Source organism: Streptomyces broussonetiae (assembly GCF_009796285.1).
In the GTDB taxonomy this organism is placed as follows: Bacteria; Actinomycetota; Actinomycetes; order Streptomycetales; family Streptomycetaceae; genus Streptomyces; species Streptomyces broussonetiae.
This window is the reverse complement of sequence record NZ_CP047020.1, coordinates 6459651-6478418: the sequence shown is the minus strand read 5'-3', so window position 1 is coordinate 6478418 and position 18768 is coordinate 6459651. Positions and strand designations below refer to the sequence as shown.

Genomic DNA, 18768 nt, shown 5'->3' with positions numbered 1-18768 from the left:
GCCGCGGACCGTGGGCCGCCGGATTGTGTCCAGCGGCCCACGGTCACACCGCGCCGGCCTTCACCTGCCTTTCGTGCTGTTCAGCGGGTGTGCCGGGTTACTTCGCCGACTTCAGACCGAGGTTGACGAAGTCGTACATACCGTTGTACGCGTCGGTCGTGTAGACGTTCGCCAGGTTCGAACCGCGCCAGTTCAGGAACTTCTCGAAGGTGAAGGGCAGGTAGTACGCGCCGTCCATCACCTTGTGGTTGATCTGCGTGGCGAGGTCGGCCTTCTTCGCGTCGTCCAGCGTGGTGCTGTACGTGTCGAACAGGCCGTCGATCGTCTTGTCCTTGATGAGCGCGTAGTTGTTGTTACCGCTCTGCTGGATGAAGTGGCTGTCCCACAGCGGGGCGCCGTAGCCCTGGACGGTCGGGTAGTCCGGGCCCCAGCCCATGATGATGATGCCGTAGCCCTTCTTCTGGACGTTCGAGGGGCTGCCGATGATGCCGGTGGTCTGCGAGCCGTCGTACTGGTCGATCTGGGCGTTGATGCCGACCTTCTTCAGCGACGCCTGGAGCGACTCGGCGGTGGCCACCTCGGCGGGCTTGTTGTTGCGGACCGCGATGGTGGTGCTGAAGCCGTTCGGCTGGCCGCAGGCCTTCAGCTCGGCCTTGGCCTGGTCGACGTTGCCGTTCTTGTTGGCACCGGCGATCTGGTACGGGTCGTACTTCTGGCCCTCGGCGCCGGCGACGGCGGGCGGGAGCATGTTGGTGCCGATGTCACCACCGGCGATCGGGCCGCCGCGGGCGGTCTGGATCGACACGTGGTCGGCGCCGAGGATCACGGCCTTGCGGCAGTGGATGTTGTCGAATGGCTTGACACTCTGCGGGAAGACCGCGTAACGGACGTAGCCGGAGATCGGGTTGTCCAGGTTGCCCTTGTCCTGCTTCAGCGCCGTCTGGCGGCCCTGCGGGGACAGACCGGTCTGGGTCATGTCCAGCTGGTAGTCGCCGTTGATCAGACGCTGGTCGAGGTCGTTGGCGTTGGTGAAGAACTTGATGCTGATCTTGTCCGGGTACGCCTTGCGGACCGGGTCCGAAGAAGCGTTCCACTTGTCGTTGCGGACCAGGACCAGCGACTTGCCCGGGTCGTACGACTGGAACTTGTACGGGCCCGAGGAGAACGGGTGCAGGGCGTACTTGGACTTGGTGTCCATGTCCTGGCGGACCGGGGACGCCGCGGGCAGCGCCAGGATGTCCTGGAAGTCGGCGTTGGGCTTGGGCAGGTGGAAGACGATCGTCTTCGCGTTCGGCGTCTCGACCGCCGACAGGCCCAGGTGGTCCTTGCTGCTGTCCTTGTAGGGGCCCTGGTACTTGCCGTCCGGGTCCAGGGTGTCCTTCAGGTACGTCGGGCCGCCGGAGAGCACGTCCTGCGCCCAGTCGCGCTCGATGCCGTACTTGATGTCCTGGGAGGTGATCGGCTTGCCGTCCTCCCAGGTGATCCCGTCACGCAGGGTGAACGTGTAGGTCTTTCCGTCGGCCGAGACCTTGCCCGTGTCGGTGGCCAGGTCGGGGACGACCTTGCCGCCGTCCTTGCCCGGCTTGGTGTCGAAGGTGACCAGCTGGCGGGCGTAGTAGCGGGAGAAGTTCCACATGAAGCCGTAGTAGCCACGCGTGGTGTCCCACGAGTCGGCGTCCTGAGCGGACGCGAACTTCAGCTCGCCGCCCTTCTTGGCCAGCGAGGCCTGGGCAACCTTGTTGTTGGCCGCGTCGAAGCCGGCAGCGCCGTCCTTCGAACCGCTGCCATTGCCACCGCCGCACGCCGCCGTGGTCAGCAGCCCGGCGACCACTGCGGCAGCGGCAAGGGCCTGCTTGCGCCGCCCTGAGGTGCGTTGGGTAGTCACGATCTCGGATCCTCCGGAATTGATGAGAGACCCCGTGGCTGTGCTCACGGGACGCTTGGGGTGCGGCAGTTCAGCGGGAGCCCTTGGGGTCGAGCGCGTCGCGCACGCCGTCGCCGAAGAGGTTGAACGCCAGTACGGTGATGAAGATCGCCACGCCCGGGATCACCATGTACATGGGGTCCGAGTCGTAGTAGTCGATCGCGTTCGAGAGCATCTGGCCCCAGGAGGGGGTCGGCGGCTTGACGCCCACGCCCAGGAAGCTGAGTGCCGCCTCGGTGAGGATGTTGGTGGGGATCATCATCGTCGTGTACACGATGATCGGCGCCACCAGGTTGGGCAGCAGCTCCTTGAAGAGGATGTAGAAGCGCCCGGCGCCCAGCGAGCGGGCGGCCTCGACGTACTCGCGTTCGCGCAGCGAGAGCGTCTGGCCGCGCACCACGCGGCCGATGTAGGGCCAGCCGAAGAAGCCGATGACCAGGATCATCACGAACAGCCGCACGCCGGTGCCGGACAGCCCCAGCATGTTGTTCGGCATGACGGAGACCAGGGCGATGATGAACAGCAGCTGCGGGAAGGCGAGCAGACCGTCCATGACCCGGCTGATGACCGAGTCGACCCAGCCACCGAAGAAACCGGCCAGGACGCCGAGAATCGTGCCCAGCACGACGGCGACGAGGGCGGACAGGAAGCCGACCAGCAGGGAGACCTGAGACCCGTAGATGATGCGCGCGAAGATGTCGCGGCCGTTGACCGGTTCGACACCGAGCAGGTGGTCGCCGCTGATGCCGCCCAACGACGCCTTGGGGGTGCTGAACAGCGGGTCGATGAGGTTCTCGTGGTAGACGTCCGGGTCCTGACCGACCAGGTTGGTGATGACGGGCGCGAGCAGCGCGATCACGATCAGGACAAGCACGACGACCCCACCCGTCAGGGCGAGTCTGTCCCGCTTCAGGCGCTCCCAGGCGATCCGTCCCAGGGAACGGCCCTGAACGGCCTTCGCGTCGGCGGCGGCGACCGCCGCTTCCTCGGCCGCGCCCGGGACCGCTTCCGCGGCCGGCTCGTGCAATGGTGCCGTCATTAGGCTGGGACCCCTCTCAACCGGCGGTAACCGGCCCGCACTCGCCGCTGGTAGCGGCATCATTCAGTCCGTCGTACACAGGGGCGAGCCCCTTGAAGGGGGAGTCTTCAACGCGCCGGTGATGAGCCGCCAGCCTTGGCGGAGAATGGATGCGCAACCGTGATGCAAGCTGGCGTTTCCTGTTATCCGGACAGGAAGTTGCGCCGACCGGACGTCCACCGGTGGGTGGGCGGGTCGTGGAGTGCGGAAAAAGCCCGGGTCAGCGGCGTGGGTCAGTAGCCGCCGGACACCGGCGGATAGCCGTAGCCGGCGGCCGGGGCCTGCGGCTGGGGCGGCAACTGGAGTGGGGGCTGGGCGTGGGGTGCGGCCACGACCGCGTGGGCCTCGCGGTCGTAGAACGGGCGGGCGTTGGCCCGCATCCACATCACGACCGGGTCGTAGTCGTCGGTCATCGCGACCGTCGACACCGGCAGGCCCTCGGGGACCGCGCCGACGGACTGCAGCATCATCGCGCGCACCGAGTCGACCGCGGCCGGGGAGGTGTCGTAGACGTCCAGGCCGAGCGCGAGGTAGGGCGCCCCGAGCGCGGGCTGCACCCAGGCGCGGCGCAGGGAGCGCAGGGCCGGGGTGTGGTGGGCGTTCTGCGCGAGCAGGGCGTAGAACTGCGGGATCTCGATACCGGGCGCGGTGAGCCGCAGGGGGCCGGCGGGCTGGCGGTCCAGGCCCGTGGCGATGCGCCGCAGGTCCAGCCAGGGGATGCCGACGCCGCCGCCCGGGGCGTGCGGGTTGAGCCAGAGGCCGTAGTGGTCGGGATAGAGGGTGCGGGCCACGTCGAGGCCGTCGACGACCTCGTACGAGCGGTTCCAGCCGCTGGCCGACAGCTCCTGGGCGGAGGTGACGCAGGGGGCGTACTGGAAGCCGTCGACCTCCATGTTCCCGTACTGGGCGTCCGGGGAGCCGGCCTGGCCGTGCCACAGCAGCATCCAGATCTGGCCGGAGGACGGGGTGGCGAGAGAGCGCAGCAGGGCCTCGTAGGCGTCGTAGCGTCCGGGCGTGACCTGGCGCAGCGTGTGCTCCACGCTGCCGCTGTGGCTCGCGCTCACCTGTCGTGCCCTTCTCTATTCCGTGCCCCGTGTTGGGAGACAGCTTATGCGCCCACCGGGCTGTCACCCCGGGTCCGTGCACGCGTGCGGGAGCATCGTGGCCGGTCGCGCAGTGCCTTGCGCCCCTTGAGGTGTTTCAGTGACCGGATTGATAGAAGGGACGCACGTTCGCCCTCAGCCATTCCGCCACCGGGTCGTCCGTCACGTCCAGCAGGACCAGGCTGACCGGCCAGGCGACCGGGACCTTGCCGAGGGCTCTGCCCAGCGCCTCCATGGGAAGGGCGCGCAGGTCGCCCTCCCACTGGGCGAGTTCCACGCCCACGAACAGCACCGGGTCGGCCGTCTCGACGGCGGCCAGGCAGCGGCGGGCGGTGCGGACCACGCCGGTCTCGGCGAACTCGGCGGACGCGGCGGAGAGGAAGTCGACCGGGTCGTCCTGCCAGTCGGGCTCGAAGAGGCGGACCCGGCCCCCGGTGCTGGGACCGTCGAGGGGGGTACGGCCCGCACGGCACAGCTCGGCCACCGCGGCCGGCGGGAGCGGGACACCGACCAGCGCGTCCGGGTTCACCACGATGCCGACCTGTGCGGGCAGGCCGCGGGCGAACTCCACGGCCGGGGCGATGGTGTAGGACATGTGGGAGCCGGTCGCCTGGTGCAGCTGCTCCGCGGAGCTGAACACCGGGACGTAGGCCTGGCCGTCGATCTCCAGGGTGGGCAGGTCGAGCGGGCCGCTGCCGGGGCCGCCGCCGTTGGGCAGCGGGATCCACAGGAAGCTGCGGCCCAGGACCTCGATGATCCGGCCGGCCGCGGCGGGTATGCCGAGGGAGGCCGAGAGCACCTCCTCCAGCTCGTTGCCGGGCCAACCGCCGTGCGGGTGGGGATGCGTCTGTGTCGGGAAGTCCGCGGGAGTGTCCGCCGGGAAGTCCATCTGCCTACCGCCTGCTGGGAACAACTGCTGTGACCATGAAGGCTAGCGGGTTGCCGTGACACTCCCGCCCCTGGTGAACCCGATCCGGTGCAGGGCGTCCGCCGCGGCCCGGTCGAGCACCACCGCCGAGCCGCAGCCTGCGGGCGGCTCGCCCTGCTCGACGGCGGCGAGCAGCCGGGCGGTCGTACGGCGGTGGCGGGTGAAGGCGTGGCGCGAGACGCCCCGGCCGCGTGCGCGCTGGCCCTCGCGGGCCGTCTCGGGTGGCACGTCGAGCAGGAGCAGGTGCAGCGTGCCGCCGCGGCGCCGGGCCGCGCGGACGAGCCAGCCGCGCACCCAGCTCCGGGTGCCGCAGTCGTGCACGACGACGCCCTCACCGGTGCGCAGGGCGCGGCGCAGGGCGGCGTAGTGGACGAGGCGGACCAGGGGGCGGTAGAGCGTGTAGGGGACGAAGCGGGGGATGCGGGCGTCGAAGCGGTCGCGGGTGTCCTGCGAGTCGATGCGGCGGCCCTGGACCGCCCGGTGCATCAGGGTGGACTTGCCGCTGCCCGGCAGGCCGGTGATCACGACGACGTCCCGGGGGCCGAGGATCAGGGCGCGCGGGCTGCGGCCCTCCCGGTCGCGCAGGTCGCGCACGACGGGGGCCGGGGCGCGGCGCTGCTTCGGCACCGTGATGCCGCTGGTGACGGTGGCGTACACCGGGGTCCTGTTCACCGTGATCGTCCTCCCCTGTCCATTCGGTAATGGCCATGCCCGAAAAACGTAAAGAGAAGGTAATGGGTGGAGGTCGGCGATACGGTCCGCGCCTTGCCACAGGCCGGTTACAAAAGCCCGCTCGGCGTGCAATGATGTGGCCGCCAACTGCATACCGGCCGCTTGAATCCGCGCGGGAGAGTCCCCAGCAGCCTTCGCTGGGGCGCCGAAGGAGCAAGTCCCTCCCTTGAATCTCTCAGGCCCCGTTACCGCGCGGGCGAGGCACATCTGAAAAGCGGGCCGCTCGTGACAGTGGCTCCACCCAAGGTGCAAACCGTGGTCGTCCCCGTGGCGGTCGCGGCGAACCTCTCAGGTTCCGATGACAGATGGGGAGGAACGTTCCTCGCCCGTCCGCCTTTCCTGGGAGCCGACCGACCGATGAGCAGCACTGAACTCCGTCACACCGCGCTGGATGCCGTGCATCGCGCGCTCGGTGCGACGATGACCGACTTCGCCGGCTGGGACATGCCCCTGCGCTACGGCTCCGAGCGCGACGAGCATGTCGCGGTGCGGACCAAAGCGGGTCTGTTCGACCTCTCCCACATGGGCGAGATCACGGTGACCGGCGCCGGGGCCGCCGCCCTGCTGAACCACGCCCTGGTCGGCAACATCGCCTCCGTCGGCGTCGGCCGCGCCCGCTACACCATGATCTGCCAGGCCGACGGCGGCATCCTGGACGACCTGATCGTCTACCGGCTCGCCGAGACCGAGTACATGGTCGTCGCCAACGCCTCCAACGCCCAGGTGGTGCTGGACGCCCTCACCGAGCGCGCGGCCGGCTTCGACGCCGAGGTCCGCGACGACCGGGACGCCTACGCGCTGATCGCCGTCCAGGGCCCTGAGTCCCCCGGCATCCTCAAGTCCCTCACCGACGCCGACCTGGACGGGCTGAAGTACTACGCCGGCCTGCCCGGCACCGTCGCCGGCGTCCCCGCGCTCATCGCCCGCACCGGCTACACCGGCGAGGACGGCTTCGAGGTGTTCGTGAAGCCCGGGCACGCGGTCGAGCTGTGGCAGGCGCTGACCAAGGCCGGCGAGGGCGTCGGTCTGATCCCGTGCGGCCTGTCCTGCCGGGACACCCTGCGCCTGGAGGCGGGCATGCCGCTGTACGGGCACGAGCTGACCACCTCGCTCACCCCCTTCGACGCCGGGCTCGGCCGGGTGGTGAAGTTCGAGAAGGAAGGCGACTTCGTCGGGCGCGAGGCGCTCCGGCAGGCCGCCGAGCGCGCCGCCTCCGAGCCCCCGCGGGTGCTCGTCGGGCTGGTCGCCGAGGGCCGCCGGGTGCCGCGCGCCGGGTACGCCGTCGTCGCCGGCGGCCGGGTGGTCGGCGAGGTCACCTCCGGCGCTCCCTCCCCCACCCTGGGCAAGCCGATCGCGATGGCCTACGTCGACGCGGCGCACGCGGCGCCCGGCACCGAGGGCGTCGGCGTGGACATCCGAGGCAGCCACGAGCCGTACGAGGTCGTGGCGCTTCCGTTCTACAAGCGCCAGAAGTAGAGACTGGGCGCGATCACGTCCTGTGCGCGGCCGGTCCCGCGACGGCACGTGAGCCTGCGCACATTCGCCTGGTCACCAGCAGTTTTCGCAGTCCCCCTTCAACAGCACTCCCGCTCGTACAGGAGAATTCAGGCCATGAGCAACCCCCAGCACCACCGCTACAGCAAGGAGCACGAGTGGCTGTCGGGCGCCGAGGACGGCGTCTCGACGGTCGGCATCACGGAGCACGCGGCCAACGCGCTCGGCGATGTCGTCTTCGTCCAGCTCCCCGAGGTCGGCTCCACCGTGACCGCGGGCGAGTCCTGCGGTGAGCTGGAGTCGACCAAGTCGGTCTCCGAGCTGTACTCGCCGGTCACCGGCGAGATCACCGCGATCAACGAGGACGTGGTCGACGACCCGTCGCTGGTGAACTCCGAGCCCTTCGAGGGCGGCTGGCTGTTCAAGATCCGCGTCACGCAGGAGCCGGCCGGCCTGCTCTCCGCCGCCGAGTACACGGCTTTTGCCACCGGCGAGGAGGCGTAACCGCATGACCGTCCTGAACACGTCCCTGCACGAGCTGGACCCGGAGATCGCCGCCGCGGTCGACGCCGAGCTGAGCCGCCAGCAGTCCACGCTGGAGATGATCGCCTCCGAGAACTTCGCGCCGCTCGCGGTGATGGAGGCGCAGGGTTCGGTCCTCACCAACAAGTACGCCGAGGGCTACCCGGGCCGCCGCTACTACGGCGGCTGCGAGCACGTCGACGTCGCCGAGCAGATCGCCATCGACCGGGTCAAGGAGCTGTTCGGCGCCGAGTACGCCAACGTCCAGCCCCACTCCGGCGCCTCCGCCAACCAGGCGGCCCTGTTCGCGCTGGCCCAGCCCGGGGACACCATCCTCGGCCTGGACCTCGCCCACGGCGGCCACCTGACCCACGGCATGCGGCTGAACTTCTCCGGCAAGCAGTTCAACGTGGTCGCCTACCACGTGGACCCGGAGACCGGCCTGGTCGACATGGCCGAGCTGGAGAAGCTCGCCAAGGAGCACCGCCCCAAGGTGATCATCGCGGGCTGGTCGGCGTACCCCCGTGAGCTGGACTTCGCCGAGTTCCGCCGGATCGCCGACGAGACCGGGGCGTACCTGTGGGTCGACATGGCGCACTTCGCCGGTCTGGTCGCGGCCGGACTGCACGCGAACCCGGTGCCCTACGCCGACGTCGTGACCTCCACCACTCACAAGACGCTGGGCGGCCCGCGCGGCGGCATCATCCTCGCCAAGCAGGACTTCGCGAAGAAGCTGAACTCCTCCGTCTTCCCGGGCTTCCAGGGCGGCCCCCTGGAGCACGTGATCGCGGCCAAGGCCGTCTCCTTCAAGGTCGCGGCCTCGGAGGACTTCAAGGAGCGCCAGCGCCGTACGGTCGAGGGCGCCCGCATCCTGGCGCAGCGCCTGACGGCCGCCGACGCCCGCGAGGCCGGGGTGAACGTGCTCTCCGGCGGTACGGACGTGCACCTGATCCTGGTCGACCTGCGCGCGTCCGAGCTGGACGGCCAGCAGGCCGAGGACCGGCTCCACGAGGTCGGCATCACGGTCAACCGCAACGCCGTCCCGAACGACCCGCGGCCCCCGATGGTCACCTCGGGCCTCAGGATCGGCACGCCCGCCCTCGCCACCCGCGGCTTCACGGCCGAGGACTTCACCGAGGTCGCGGACGTGATCGCCGAGGCGCTCAAGCCGTCGTACGACGCCCAGGCCCTCCAGGCCCGGGTGAAGGCCCTGGCCGAGAAGCACCCGCTGTACCCGGGTCTGAACAAGTAGGACACCTTTCGCGGGGCACCGCGCACACTGGGAGTACCGGCGTGCGCGGTGCCCGCACCCCCGTACCGCCCTTTTTCGCACCACCCCCGTCTTGAGGAGTCGTCCGTGGCCATCTCGGTCTTCGACCTGTTCTCGATCGGCATCGGACCGTCCAGCTCCCACACGGTCGGCCCGATGCGCGCGGCGCGCATGTTCGCCCGCCGGCTGCGCAACGAGGAGCTGCTCGGCCCCGTCGCGGCCCTGCGCTGCGAGCTGTACGGCTCGCTCGGCGCGACCGGACACGGCCACGGCACCCCCAAGGCGGTGCTGCTCGGCCTGGAGGGCGCCTCGCCGCGCACGGTGGACGTCGAGACCGCCGACGAGCGGGTGGAGGCGATCAAGGCGTCCGGCCGTCTGAAGGTGCTGGGCGAGCACGAGATCCCGTTCTCCTTCGACGACGACCTGATCCTGCACCGCCGCAAGGCCCTGCCCTACCATGCCAACGGCATGACCATATGGGCGTACGACGCGTCGGGCGAGGAACTCCTGTCCAAGACGTACTACTCGGTCGGCGGCGGCTTCGTCGTGGACGAGGACGCCGTCGGCGCGGACCGCATCGTGCTGGACGACACGGTCCTGAAGTACCCCTTCCGCACGGGCGACGAGCTGCTGCGCCTGACGAAGGAGACCGGTCTGTCGATCTCCTCTCTCATGCTGGAGAACGAGCGGGCCTGGCGCACCGAGGAGGAGATCCGCGCGGGCCTGCTGGAGATCTGGCGGGTGATGCGCGAGTGCGTCCAGCGGGGCATGTCCCGCGAGGGCATCCTGCCCGGCGGCCTCAAGGTCCGCCGCCGCGCCGCCGTCACGGCTCGCCAACTGCGCGCCGAGGGCGACCCGTTGGCGCACGCCATGGAGTGGATCACGCTCTACGCGATGGCGGTGAACGAGGAGAACGCGGCCGGGGGCCGGGTCGTCACCGCCCCCACGAACGGCGCGGCGGGCATCATCCCGGCGGTCCTGCACTACTACATCAACTTCGGGGCCGGCGCAGCCTCCGAAGGAGAGAAGGAAGACGGCGTGGTCCGCTTCCTGCTGGCGGCCGGCGCGATCGGCATGCTCTTCAAGGAGAACGCCTCCATCTCCGGCGCCGAGGTCGGCTGCCAGGGCGAGGTGGGCTCCGCCTGCTCCATGGCCGCGGGCGCACTGGCGGAGGTCCTCGGCGGCAGCCCGGAACAGGTGGAGAACGCGGCCGAGATCGGCATGGAGCACAACCTGGGCCTGACCTGCGACCCGGTCGGCGGCCTGGTCCAGATCCCGTGCATCGAGCGCAACGGCATGGCCGCGGTGAAGGCGGTCACGGCGGCGAAGATGGCGATGCGCGGCGACGGCTCCCACAAGGTGTCCCTGGACAAGGTCATCAAGACCATGAAGGACACCGGCGCGGACATGTCCGTCAAGTACAAGGAGACGGCCCGGGGCGGGCTCGCGGTGAACATCATCGAGTGCTGAGGTGAACCGCGTGGCGGGTGGGGCAGCGGCGGGTGAGGTGACGGGCGAGGCGGCACGGGTGCGGGTGCCCGTGGGCGAGGGCGCGGAGCGCTGGGTCACGCGGGTGGGCTGTCGTCGGGTCCTGTTCATCGTGCACAACGTGACGTCGGCGACGCGGCTGCTGGACGTTCTCCCGCTGTTCTCCGGCGACCTGCGCGTGCAGATGTTCGCCACCTGCACGGGCTCGTCCCCGTTCCTGGCCGGAGTGCCCGAGCTGCTGGCCCGGGCGGGGCTGCCGGTGCTGCCCTGGGAGCAGGCCAGGGACACACCGTTCGACCTGGCCGTCTCGGCCAGTTACGGTGGCGAACTGAGCGCACTGCAAGGCAAGTTGGCCGTCCTGTCACACGGTGTTGGCTATAATAAGAGGCTCGCAACACCGGACAACACCGGACAACACCGGACAACACCGGACAACACCGGTCTTCGGTCTGTCTCCTGACTGGCTTCTCCACGACGGGCGCCCCCTGGCAGACGCCACCGTCCTCTCCCACCCCGAGCAGCTGGACCGGCTGCGCTCGGCCTGTCCGCAGGCGGCTCCCACGGCCGTGCTCGCGGGTGACCCCTGCTACGACCGCATACTCGCCGCCCTCCCCCAACGCGCCCTGCTACGCCGCGCGTTGGGCGTGGGCCCCGGCCAGCGGCTGATCGTCGTCAGCTCCACCTGGGCCCCCCGCTCCCTCTTCGGCGGGGACTGGGAGCCGGCGGCGGACGATCTGCTGCCCTGGCTGCTGTCCCGCCTCTCGGCGGAGCTGCCGGCCGACGAGTACCGGACCGTCGCGGTGCTGCATCCCAACATCTGGTACGGCCACGGGCCCGGACAGGTGCGTGCCTGGCTGGGCAACGCACGGCGGGCCGGCCTCGACGCGATCCCGCCGCTCGACGGGTGGCGCCAAGCCCTGATCGCCGCCGACTGCGTCCTGGGCGACCATTCGAGCGTCACCTACTATGCGGCGTCGATCGGCGTCCCCGTCCTGCTCGGCGCGTTCCCTCAGCAGGACCTCGACCCGCTCTCGCCGGTCGCCGCCCTCGGCCGCAGCGCTCCCCGTCTCGTCCGCCGGGGCAGCCTGCGTGCCCAGATCGACCGGGTCATGGCGGCGCACGATCCCGGCCGGTACAAGGAGCTTGCGGAGCAGACCAGTTCGGCGCCGGGCGAGTCGGCCGCTCTGCTGCGCCGCCTGTTCTACGGCCTCATGGGCCTGCCCGAACCCGCGGCACACCCCGCGCTGCTCGACCCGCTGCCGCTGCCGCCCTACCTGCCCGCCCGCCGTACCGCCCCGGTCCGTGTGCTCAGCGGCGTCATCGGCACCGCTCCGCCAGAGGTCTCCGTCGTGCGCCACGCCGTCGTGAGTGACGGGCCCGACCCGGCGGACGACGCGGCACCGTGGGTCGACTCCGCCCACACCGTGGTCGACGAGGAGACACCGCAGACCGGCCGGCTGCGGATCGCCGATGTCGTCGTACGGTACGCGGCCGGGGACGACCCGCGTCTCGGGCCGCCGGCCGCCTGGACGGCGGAGGCGCTCGACCGCTACCCGTACTGCGGGCTGACCGCCTATGTCGACGGACCGGACCGCTGTGTCGTCCGCACCCGCGAGGGGGACCTCGTACGGCTGTCCGCCGCCGCGGGCCCCGACGGGCGGGCCGACCTGTGCGATCCCGCCGCTTACGCCTCCGCCCTCCACGCCTGGCTGACGAGCGGCCGTGACCTGGCCGACGCCGTGCCCGGGATCACCGTGCGCACGGGTGACACCGTGCACCACGTCACCGTGGACCCACTCGCCCCGCTCGCCCCTGTCACCCCGCTCACCTCGGGCGCACCGTGACCCGGGATCCCAGGCACCCGCCGACACCCCAGCTCGCCGACATCCCGTGACAGGACCTCACCCTCACCCCCCGTCGAGCCACTCACCCCGAGCCCTCCGCAGGGCCGGGGCCTCAGACATCCGCCGACAAGCCACTCGCCCGGCACGGCGCCCACCCGACGCCCCGCTCGCCCGACATCACACTCACCTAAGACCCCGTGACGTGGCCTCCCCGGCCGGCCACTCACCCTCGGCGCGCCCCGCAACCGGGCCTCAGCGCTCCAGTTCGGCCAGGCGCGTCCGTACGCGGGTCAGGCCGATCCGGTCCTCGTTCGCCTCGTAGCGGGCGGCGGCGGTGCGCAGGTCCTGCGCCTCCTCGGCCGGGCGGCCCGACAGGCGATGGCAGCGGGCCCGCGCCTCGACGGCGTCGGCCAGTTGGAGCCCCGCGCCCGCCTCGGTCATGGCCATGACGGCCTCGTCCAGGCACACGCGCGCCTGCTCCGCGTCTCCGGCGTCCAGATGGGCGTCGCCCAAGCTCATGTAGACGCGGCCGGCGTTGTAGGTGTCCCCGCCGCCCGGCAGCCGACGGAACTGTGCGAGGGCGTCGTTCAACCGCGCTACGGCGGCCGGGAATTGCCGCTGCTTGGTCTGGGCGCGGCCGATGTGGTGCGCCAACAGGGCCGTGGCGCGCGGCACGTCCGCCCAGCCGTCCTCACCCGGACCGATACGGCGCAGCACCTCCTGCGCCTCCTCGAAACACCGCTGGGCCGCCGCGAACTCCCACTGTTTGAGGCGGAGCAGCCCCAGCGCCTCGACGGCGGTCGCCTCGCCCCGGTGGTGACCGCAGCCCCGGTCGGCGGCCCTGGCCTGCGCGAGGGCGTCCGCGGCCGCACTCGCCCGGCCGGCTCCCATGTACCCGAAGGCGAGTTGCGTCCACATGCGGCCGACGGCACGCGGGTCGCCGAACTCCTGCGCGCCGCGCCGGGCCGCCTCGACGCCGAGGAGGTGGGTGTCGATCCACTGGGCATGGAAGCCGAGCAGCAGATGCAGGCTCCACATGGCCTCGCACAGCTGCCACACGAGGTCGTCGAAACCGTGGTGGGCGGCGGCCCGGACGACGGCCGCGAGGTTCTCACGCTCGGCGCGCAGTTCGGCGAGCGCGTGCTTGCCGTCGGCGCGGTCGCGGTGTTCCGGCAGGGCGAGTCCCCGATAGGCGGGGCCGAGCCGCCAACGCAGCGGCATGACCCGGAAGTCGGCACCGGCCGCGAGGCGCAGGTGCGCGACCGCCACCCGGCGGACGGCGGCGGCCATCCGGCCGTGCCCGTCCTCGGTCTCCGCGAGTGCGTGGGCGTGCGCCCGGGTCAGGTCGTGAAACCGGTAGCGCTCCTCCTCGGCCTCCTCCAGCAGATGCGCCCGGGCCAGTTCCTCCAGCAGCCCCCGCGCCGCGTCCTCGGAGACTCCCGCGGCGTGCGCGGCGCACAGGACGGTCACGGTCGGCCAGGGCCACACCGCGACGGCGCGGTAGAACGCGGCGCGGTCGGGGGCCAGTTCGGCGTAGGCGGCGTCCTGGACCAGTCGGACGGGATCGGCCGCCCCTTGCCCGTCCGCTGCGCGCACGGCGGTGCCTCCCTGGTCGTGACCCCTGTTCCGGGCGGAGAGCTGCTGCGCGACACGCTCCCAGGTCAGCTGGTGCCGTACGGCGAGGCCGGCGCCCGTGGTGCACAGCGCGAGCGGAATCCCTCCCGTGCCGTCCACCACGGCCCGAACGACCGCGTCGGGAGCGGTCGGACGGTCGCGGCCGGCGACCCGCCTGATCAGGGTCACCGCGTCCTCGGCCGACAGCGGCCCGAGCGGATACGGCCGGGCACCGTGCTCGCCCACGAGGCGCCCGGGGCGGTGCCGGCTCGTCACCAGGACGAGGCACTGCGGCGAGGCCGGGAGCAGCGGGACGACCTGGGCGTCGTCATGGGCGTTGTCCAGAACGACGACGATGCGCCGGTCGGCGGTGCAGTCGCGGTAGAGGTCCCGCTGCCGTGCCTCGTCGCCCGGCACCATGGCGGGCGGCACCCCGAGCCGTTCCAGGAAGCGTGCGAGCACGTCGGACGGCTGGAGTGCCGTGGCGGCCGAGGCGCCTTTCAGGTCCGCGAACAGCACCCCGTCCGGAAACCGCTCCCGCAGCTCGGTCGCGCAGTGCACGGCGGCGGCGGTCTTGCCGATGCCGCCCGGGCCGGTGAGGACGGCGACGGCGGGTGCGCCGGGCGGGCGGCCCTCCTCGTCCAGCAGGGCGGTGAGCCAGGCGAGCACGTCCGCGCGGTCGGTGAACACCGCCGTCGTCGGCGGCAGCATCCGCGGACGGGATGCGCCGTGCGCGACGGCGGGTACAGTGCGCGGCGACAGCCACGAGGCCTCGCGGACCCACTCGGTCACCTCGCGGGCGAACTCCGGTGAGCTGCGGGCGAGTTCGAGCAGGTGCCGGGCCGCCGCCGTCCGCTCGGGCCCGGTGACGGGAAGGGTGGGCCGAGTGGAACCGCTGTCGGCCGAACCGGAGTTGTCGCCGCCGCGTCCTCTGCTCAGCAGGTCGTAGAGCCGCTCGGAGAGCCGTCTGCCCGCTTCACCGCCCGCTCCGGACAGGGCGCCCGAAGCGACCGTGCCGACAGCCGAGAGCGCCATGCCCATCAACGGTTCCACCCGGACTCCCCCAACTCGGTTCCCGCCATCGTATCGACGCGTCGAGGAACAGGGCCGGGACGACCGGCGGTGGGTTCAGGTACCGGCCGGCAGCAGACCCTCCCCCGTCGACGGGCGCAGGCCGTCCGGGCGGCCGGTGAAGTACCGCTCGGCGAGGGCGGCACCCGAGACGTGCCGGACGTCCCTGGACCCTGCCGCGCGGGCCGGCTGCGGCATCTCCGGCCCGGGGGCGTCGTCGATGCTTGACATCCTCGCCACCCACACCGCCGAGGCCGGCTTGCCGGCAATCCGGCAGTGCGCGAGCCACGAAAATCAGATCAGTCACAGAAAGTCGCCAAAACGGCACATACCGCTACCATCGGTTTGGTGAACGACCTGCATGCCGCGCTCTGGGGCCTGCTGGGCAGCAGCGTGGCCGAAGCGCTCAACCTCTCCGCGCTCATGCGCCCGAGCGGTCCACGCAGCCGCTGGCGCTGGCCGTGGCGCAACCGCGCCGACCGCCCGGTGATGCTGGCCGCCATCAGCCTGCGGCTGTTCGCAGGCCTCGGCCTCACCGCGGCGCTGGGAAACTCCGGTCAACTACCCAACGCGACCGCGGCGTTCGCCGTCGGCGTGACCACCCCGCTCGTCGTGGCCAGGTTCTTCCAGTCCATCCCGGTCAGCGGCCCTGGCGTGCCGCAGCCCCCGGAGCCCCCACTGCCGGCCGCACGGCAGACGGGCGAGGACACCGAAGAGGCGCTGTCCCGGCCGAGGGGATCCAATGCTGCGAGCTGATACCTTCTTCGGCCGCCTGATCCTGGCCCTCGCGGCCACCCCGCCGGATACGACCGCGCCGGGACCGGACCGGCCCGGCGCTCGATGGGTGACGGCACTGGCGGCACGACCGCTGTCGCCCGAGTTCCCCTCGGTCCGGCCGGCACGTCCGCGTCCGCCCCTGCGCCGGACGTCGCCGCGGGCGAGATGGCTGCCCGTCCTGCTGACCGGCGTACTGGTGGTGCTGGCCTGCCTGACGGCGGCGGCCGTGCAGAGCGTACTGCCGGCGCCCTGGCAGAACGAGGTTCCGGAACAGGGGGTCGCGTTGCGGCCGGAGCAGTGGCGGGCGGGCGCCGGTCCGCTGCGGCGGGCCGGCACTGCGGCGTTCGCACCGGACGGTCGGACGCTCGTGACAGTCGCCGGTTCCACTACGGAACTGTGGGACACGACAACACCCGATCGGCCGGAACGCGTCGCTTCCGAGCGGGGCGCGGCGGGAGTGACGGCTCTCTCCGTCAGCCCGGACGGGCAGGCACTCGTGACCGCCGGGACGCAGGGAGTGCGCGCACTGGCGCTGGCATCAGGACGACCGCTGTGGTCCGTCAACGGCATTGCCGGGCAGGTCAAGGCTCTGCTGGTCACCGAGCGCGGTGTACTGCTGGCCGCCTCCCGCGCGAACGGCACCACGGAGTTGACGGAGGTACCCCTCGGACACGAGGGACCACTGGCCCCCATCGCCCTGAGCCGTCTGTCCGGCTCGGCGCGGTCGGCGCAGTTCACCCCGGACGGGCGGCTGCTCGCGCTCGCCGAAACCTCCGGAGCCGTACGTCTGTGGAACCTCGCGGACCCGCGGCATCCACAGGCGGCAGCACCCCCCTTCGCGTCGGGGAGCAAGGACACCGGCGCCCTCGCCTTCAGCCGGGACGGCCGCATGCTGGCCACGGTGAACGACGGCAGGACGGTATGTCTGTGGGACGTGTCCGACCCTGCGCACCCCCACCGCCTCGGACACCCCTTGACCGATGGCGAGCGGATCACCGGCATCGCCTTCAGCCCCGACGCCCGGCTCGTGGCCACCGTGAACGCCAACGGGACAGCGAGCCTGTGGAAACGCAGGCCCTTGACCGGAGACTGATGTTCCCCCAGGGGCTACCGCGCAGTAACCGCTTGCCCCTACGCTGCGGCCAACTCGACCGCAGCGTAAGGGAGTTCGGACATGCGGGTGATGAGACGGCTGGCGGCACTCGTGGGAGCGGCGGCTGTGCTGGTGGTGGTGCCGGGCAACGCGCACGCGGCGGCGGAGAAGGTGTCCGAGACGACCGCCATCGGCACGCACAACGCGTACGACAAGTCCAAGTACACGTACTTCGCCCAGGCGCTGGACTCCGGTGCCTCACTGCTCGAGATCGACGTCTACGCGGACAGCCTGAGCAGGCGGTGGCGGGTGAGCCACAGCAACCCGTTCGGCAACGACAACAACTGCGAGGCCGCCAAGACGCCGGGCGAGCTGTACAGCAAGAACCGCGACCAGGACTTCGGCAGCTGCCTGGACAACATCGCGGCCTGGAACCAGCTCCACCCCGACCACCCGCCGATCGTCTTCAAGATGGAGATGAAGGTCGGCTTCAACAACAACGTGGGGCTCGGGCCCGACGAGTTCGACACCCTCATCGACCAGAAGCTCGGCAGCAGCGTCTACAAGCCGTCCGACCTGCTGGGTTCGTCGTACTCCACGCTGGACGCGGCAGCGAAGGCGAACGCCTGGCCGAGCCGTGACTCACTCAAGGGCAAGTTCCTCTTCGAGGTGATCCCGGGCACCGTGGAGATGAACAACCCGTTCGACCACTACTGGACGGACCAGGAGTACGGGGACCATCTGCGCGACCTCTACGCGGCCGGGAACATCGCGCAGGCCGAGGCCTTCCCCACGGTGCTGGGCGCGGCGGGCGGTGACCCGCGGGCGAGCAAGTGGACCTCCGACACCTCGATCCGGCCCTGGTTCGTCTTCTTCGACGGTGATGCGGCGACGTACGTCAACAACGGCTACGGCACGTCGTTCTACTCCACGAACCACTACATGCTGATCATGACGGACGCCTACAACGTCGCCCCGGCGATCTCCTCCACCGCCCCGTCGGATGCCGAAGTCGCCGCCAGGCTGGCACTGCTGGCCGGGGACCACGCGAGCATCATCACCTCGGACTGGTCCTCGAAGTCGGCTTCGGTACTCAGTTCGGTGGTCACCCGGAGCTGACGTTCCCCCGGCGCGGGACGGATCGGGCGTGCCATCGTGGGGCATCACTCAACCAGCAACTCCCGCTCCTTACCCCCACCGGCACTTCGAGGAGTCCCCACATGCTCCGCGGCATCGATGTCAGCGCGTTCCAGTCGTCCTCGTACGACACGAGCGGCCTCTCCTTCGCCTTCGTCAAGGCGACGGAGGGCCATTCGTACACCAACCCCCACGCAGCCGCCCAGGCGAAGACCGCCCGGGACGCCGGACTGGTCGTGGGCTTCTACCACTTCCTGTGGCCCGGCAACCTCACCGCCCAGGCCGAGTACTTCGTCGACCAGGCCCCGTCCAGGGCGGGCGACGTCCTCGCCGTCGACTGGGAGACCACGGGCGACGGCACCCACGCGAGCAACGCGGAGAAGGACACCTTCATCAAGAAGGTGAAGGCCCTGCGCCCCACGCACCGGGTCATCCTCTACACCAACCGCGACTTCTGGCTCACCGTCGACAGCACGTCCTACGCGGGCGACGGTCTGTGGATCGCGGACTACGTCACGGCCGGCCACCCGCGCATCAAGGCGCACTGGCGCTTCCACCAGTACACCAGCGATCCGTACGACAAGGACGTGGCGAACTTCTCCAGCCTGGCCGCACTCAAGAGCTGGGCCGACGGCTGAGGAACGGCGCGCCACGGTCCGCGGTCCGTGGTGCGCCGTCGGTGCGGCCGGGCCC

At 71.0% G+C, this 18768-nt stretch carries 17 protein-coding genes and 2 riboswitches; of the genes, 10 read left to right on the top strand and 7 right to left on the bottom strand.

Annotated elements, in window-relative coordinates; translation table 11 throughout:
- Positions 1–97: 97 nt before the first annotated feature.
- The 5 genes from GQF42_RS29975 to GQF42_RS29955 form a co-directional block, all read right to left on the bottom strand.
- Entirely contained in the window at positions 98–1885 is a 1788-nt protein-coding gene (locus GQF42_RS29975) for an ABC transporter substrate-binding protein (RefSeq protein WP_067055959.1), read from the bottom strand.
- A 70-nt stretch (positions 1886–1955) separates the two neighbouring features.
- Entirely contained in the window at positions 1956–2963 is a 1008-nt protein-coding gene (locus GQF42_RS29970) for an ABC transporter permease (RefSeq protein WP_158925004.1), read from the bottom strand.
- A 272-nt stretch (positions 2964–3235) separates the two neighbouring features.
- A complete protein-coding gene (locus tag GQF42_RS29965; RefSeq protein WP_158925002.1) occupies positions 3236–4066 on the bottom strand; it encodes an enhanced serine sensitivity protein SseB C-terminal domain-containing protein in 831 nt (276 codons plus the stop codon).
- Between the two features lie 136 nt (positions 4067–4202).
- Positions 4203–4994, bottom strand: coding sequence for an enhanced serine sensitivity protein SseB (locus GQF42_RS29960; RefSeq protein WP_158925000.1), 792 nt, complete (start codon positions 4992–4994; stop codon positions 4203–4205).
- A 42-nt stretch (positions 4995–5036) separates the two neighbouring features.
- Complete coding sequence (locus GQF42_RS29955; protein WP_158924998.1) at positions 5037–5705, bottom strand: AAA family ATPase; 669 nt, start codon at positions 5703–5705, stop codon at positions 5037–5039.
- A 163-nt stretch (positions 5706–5868) separates the two neighbouring features.
- A riboswitch (glycine riboswitch) is annotated at positions 5869–5966 on the top strand.
- Positions 5967–6080: riboswitch (glycine riboswitch) on the top strand.
- Between the two features lie 42 nt (positions 6081–6122).
- Between GQF42_RS29955 and gcvT the strand changes: the two genes are divergently transcribed.
- The 6 genes from gcvT (at position 6123) to GQF42_RS29925 (ending at position 12383) form a co-directional block, all read left to right on the top strand.
- Positions 6123–7241, top strand: a complete 1119-nt coding sequence (gene gcvT / locus GQF42_RS29950; protein ID WP_158924996.1) for a glycine cleavage system aminomethyltransferase GcvT — start codon at positions 6123–6125, stop codon at positions 7239–7241.
- Positions 7242–7376: 135 nt separating this feature from the next.
- Positions 7377–7763: a glycine cleavage system protein GcvH gene (gcvH, locus tag GQF42_RS29945; RefSeq protein WP_158924994.1), complete on the top strand. Its 387-nt coding sequence runs from the start codon at positions 7377–7379 to the stop codon at positions 7761–7763.
- Positions 7764–7767: 4 nt separating this feature from the next.
- Complete coding sequence (gene glyA / locus GQF42_RS29940) at positions 7768–9033, top strand: serine hydroxymethyltransferase (protein WP_158924992.1); 1266 nt, start codon at positions 7768–7770, stop codon at positions 9031–9033.
- 105 nt (positions 9034–9138) lie between these two features.
- Positions 9139–10521 (top strand): L-serine ammonia-lyase, encoded by a 1383-nt coding sequence (locus GQF42_RS29935; RefSeq protein WP_158924990.1) that lies wholly within the window; start codon positions 9139–9141, stop codon positions 10519–10521.
- Positions 10522–10531: 10 nt separating this feature from the next.
- Positions 10532–10999, top strand: a complete 468-nt coding sequence (locus tag GQF42_RS46145) for a hypothetical protein (RefSeq protein WP_158924988.1) — start codon at positions 10532–10534, stop codon at positions 10997–10999.
- A 106-nt stretch (positions 11000–11105) separates the two neighbouring features.
- Positions 11106–12383 carry a hypothetical protein gene (locus GQF42_RS29925; protein ID WP_233273507.1) on the top strand — a complete coding sequence of 426 codons (1278 nt, stop codon included), beginning with the start codon at positions 11106–11108 and terminating at the stop codon, positions 12381–12383.
- A 252-nt stretch (positions 12384–12635) separates the two neighbouring features.
- Here GQF42_RS29925 and GQF42_RS29920 read toward each other — a convergent pair whose 3' ends face one another.
- Both GQF42_RS29920 and GQF42_RS29915 read right to left on the bottom strand, forming a co-directional pair.
- Positions 12636–15032, bottom strand: a complete 2397-nt coding sequence (locus GQF42_RS29920) for a tetratricopeptide repeat protein (RefSeq protein WP_233273506.1) — start codon at positions 15030–15032, stop codon at positions 12636–12638.
- Positions 15033–15125: 93 nt separating this feature from the next.
- Positions 15126–15299, bottom strand: coding sequence for a hypothetical protein (locus tag GQF42_RS29915; RefSeq protein ID WP_375990823.1), 174 nt, complete (start codon positions 15297–15299; stop codon positions 15126–15128).
- A 117-nt stretch (positions 15300–15416) separates the two neighbouring features.
- Between GQF42_RS29915 and GQF42_RS29910 the strand changes: the two genes are divergently transcribed.
- From GQF42_RS29910 to GQF42_RS29895, 4 genes are all read left to right on the top strand, one after another.
- Complete coding sequence (locus GQF42_RS29910; RefSeq protein WP_158924986.1) at positions 15417–15824, top strand: hypothetical protein; 408 nt, start codon at positions 15417–15419, stop codon at positions 15822–15824.
- Positions 15811–16938 carry a WD40 repeat domain-containing protein gene (locus GQF42_RS29905; RefSeq protein WP_158924984.1) on the top strand — a complete coding sequence of 376 codons (1128 nt, stop codon included), beginning with the start codon at positions 15811–15813 and terminating at the stop codon, positions 16936–16938. The genes GQF42_RS29910 and GQF42_RS29905 overlap by 14 nt, the downstream gene beginning before the upstream one ends.
- 81 nt (positions 16939–17019) lie before the next feature.
- A complete protein-coding gene (locus GQF42_RS29900) occupies positions 17020–18057 on the top strand; it encodes a phosphatidylinositol-specific phospholipase C domain-containing protein (RefSeq protein WP_199272850.1) in 1038 nt (345 codons plus the stop codon).
- Positions 18058–18158: 101 nt separating this feature from the next.
- Positions 18159–18713, top strand: a complete 555-nt coding sequence (locus GQF42_RS29895) for a GH25 family lysozyme (protein WP_158924982.1) — start codon at positions 18159–18161, stop codon at positions 18711–18713.
- Positions 18714–18768: the final 55 nt, after the last annotated feature.

Excerpts from the sequence above, each read along its gene's own strand:
- GQF42_RS29970 (WP_158925004.1), bottom strand. The coding sequence starts at position 2,963 with ATGACGGCACCATTGCACGAGCCGGCCGCGGAAGCGGTCCCGGGCGCG.
- GQF42_RS29960 (WP_158925000.1), bottom strand. The coding sequence starts at position 4,994 with ATGGACTTCCCGGCGGACACTCCCGCGGACTTCCCGACACAGACGCAT.
- gcvT (WP_158924996.1), top strand. The coding sequence starts at position 6,123 with ATGAGCAGCACTGAACTCCGTCACACCGCGCTGGATGCCGTGCATCGC.
- gcvH (WP_158924994.1), top strand. The coding sequence starts at position 7,377 with ATGAGCAACCCCCAGCACCACCGCTACAGCAAGGAGCACGAGTGGCTG.
- glyA (WP_158924992.1), top strand. The coding sequence starts at position 7,768 with ATGACCGTCCTGAACACGTCCCTGCACGAGCTGGACCCGGAGATCGCC.
- GQF42_RS29920 (WP_233273506.1), bottom strand. The coding sequence starts at position 15,032 with ATGGCGCTCTCGGCTGTCGGCACGGTCGCTTCGGGCGCCCTGTCCGGA.
- GQF42_RS29915 (WP_375990823.1), bottom strand. The coding sequence starts at position 15,299 with ATGTCAAGCATCGACGACGCCCCCGGGCCGGAGATGCCGCAGCCGGCC.
- GQF42_RS29905 (WP_158924984.1), top strand. The coding sequence starts at position 15,811 with ATGCTGCGAGCTGATACCTTCTTCGGCCGCCTGATCCTGGCCCTCGCG.
- GQF42_RS29900 (WP_199272850.1), top strand. The coding sequence starts at position 17,020 with ATGCGGGTGATGAGACGGCTGGCGGCACTCGTGGGAGCGGCGGCTGTG.
- GQF42_RS29895 (WP_158924982.1), top strand. The coding sequence starts at position 18,159 with ATGCTCCGCGGCATCGATGTCAGCGCGTTCCAGTCGTCCTCGTACGAC.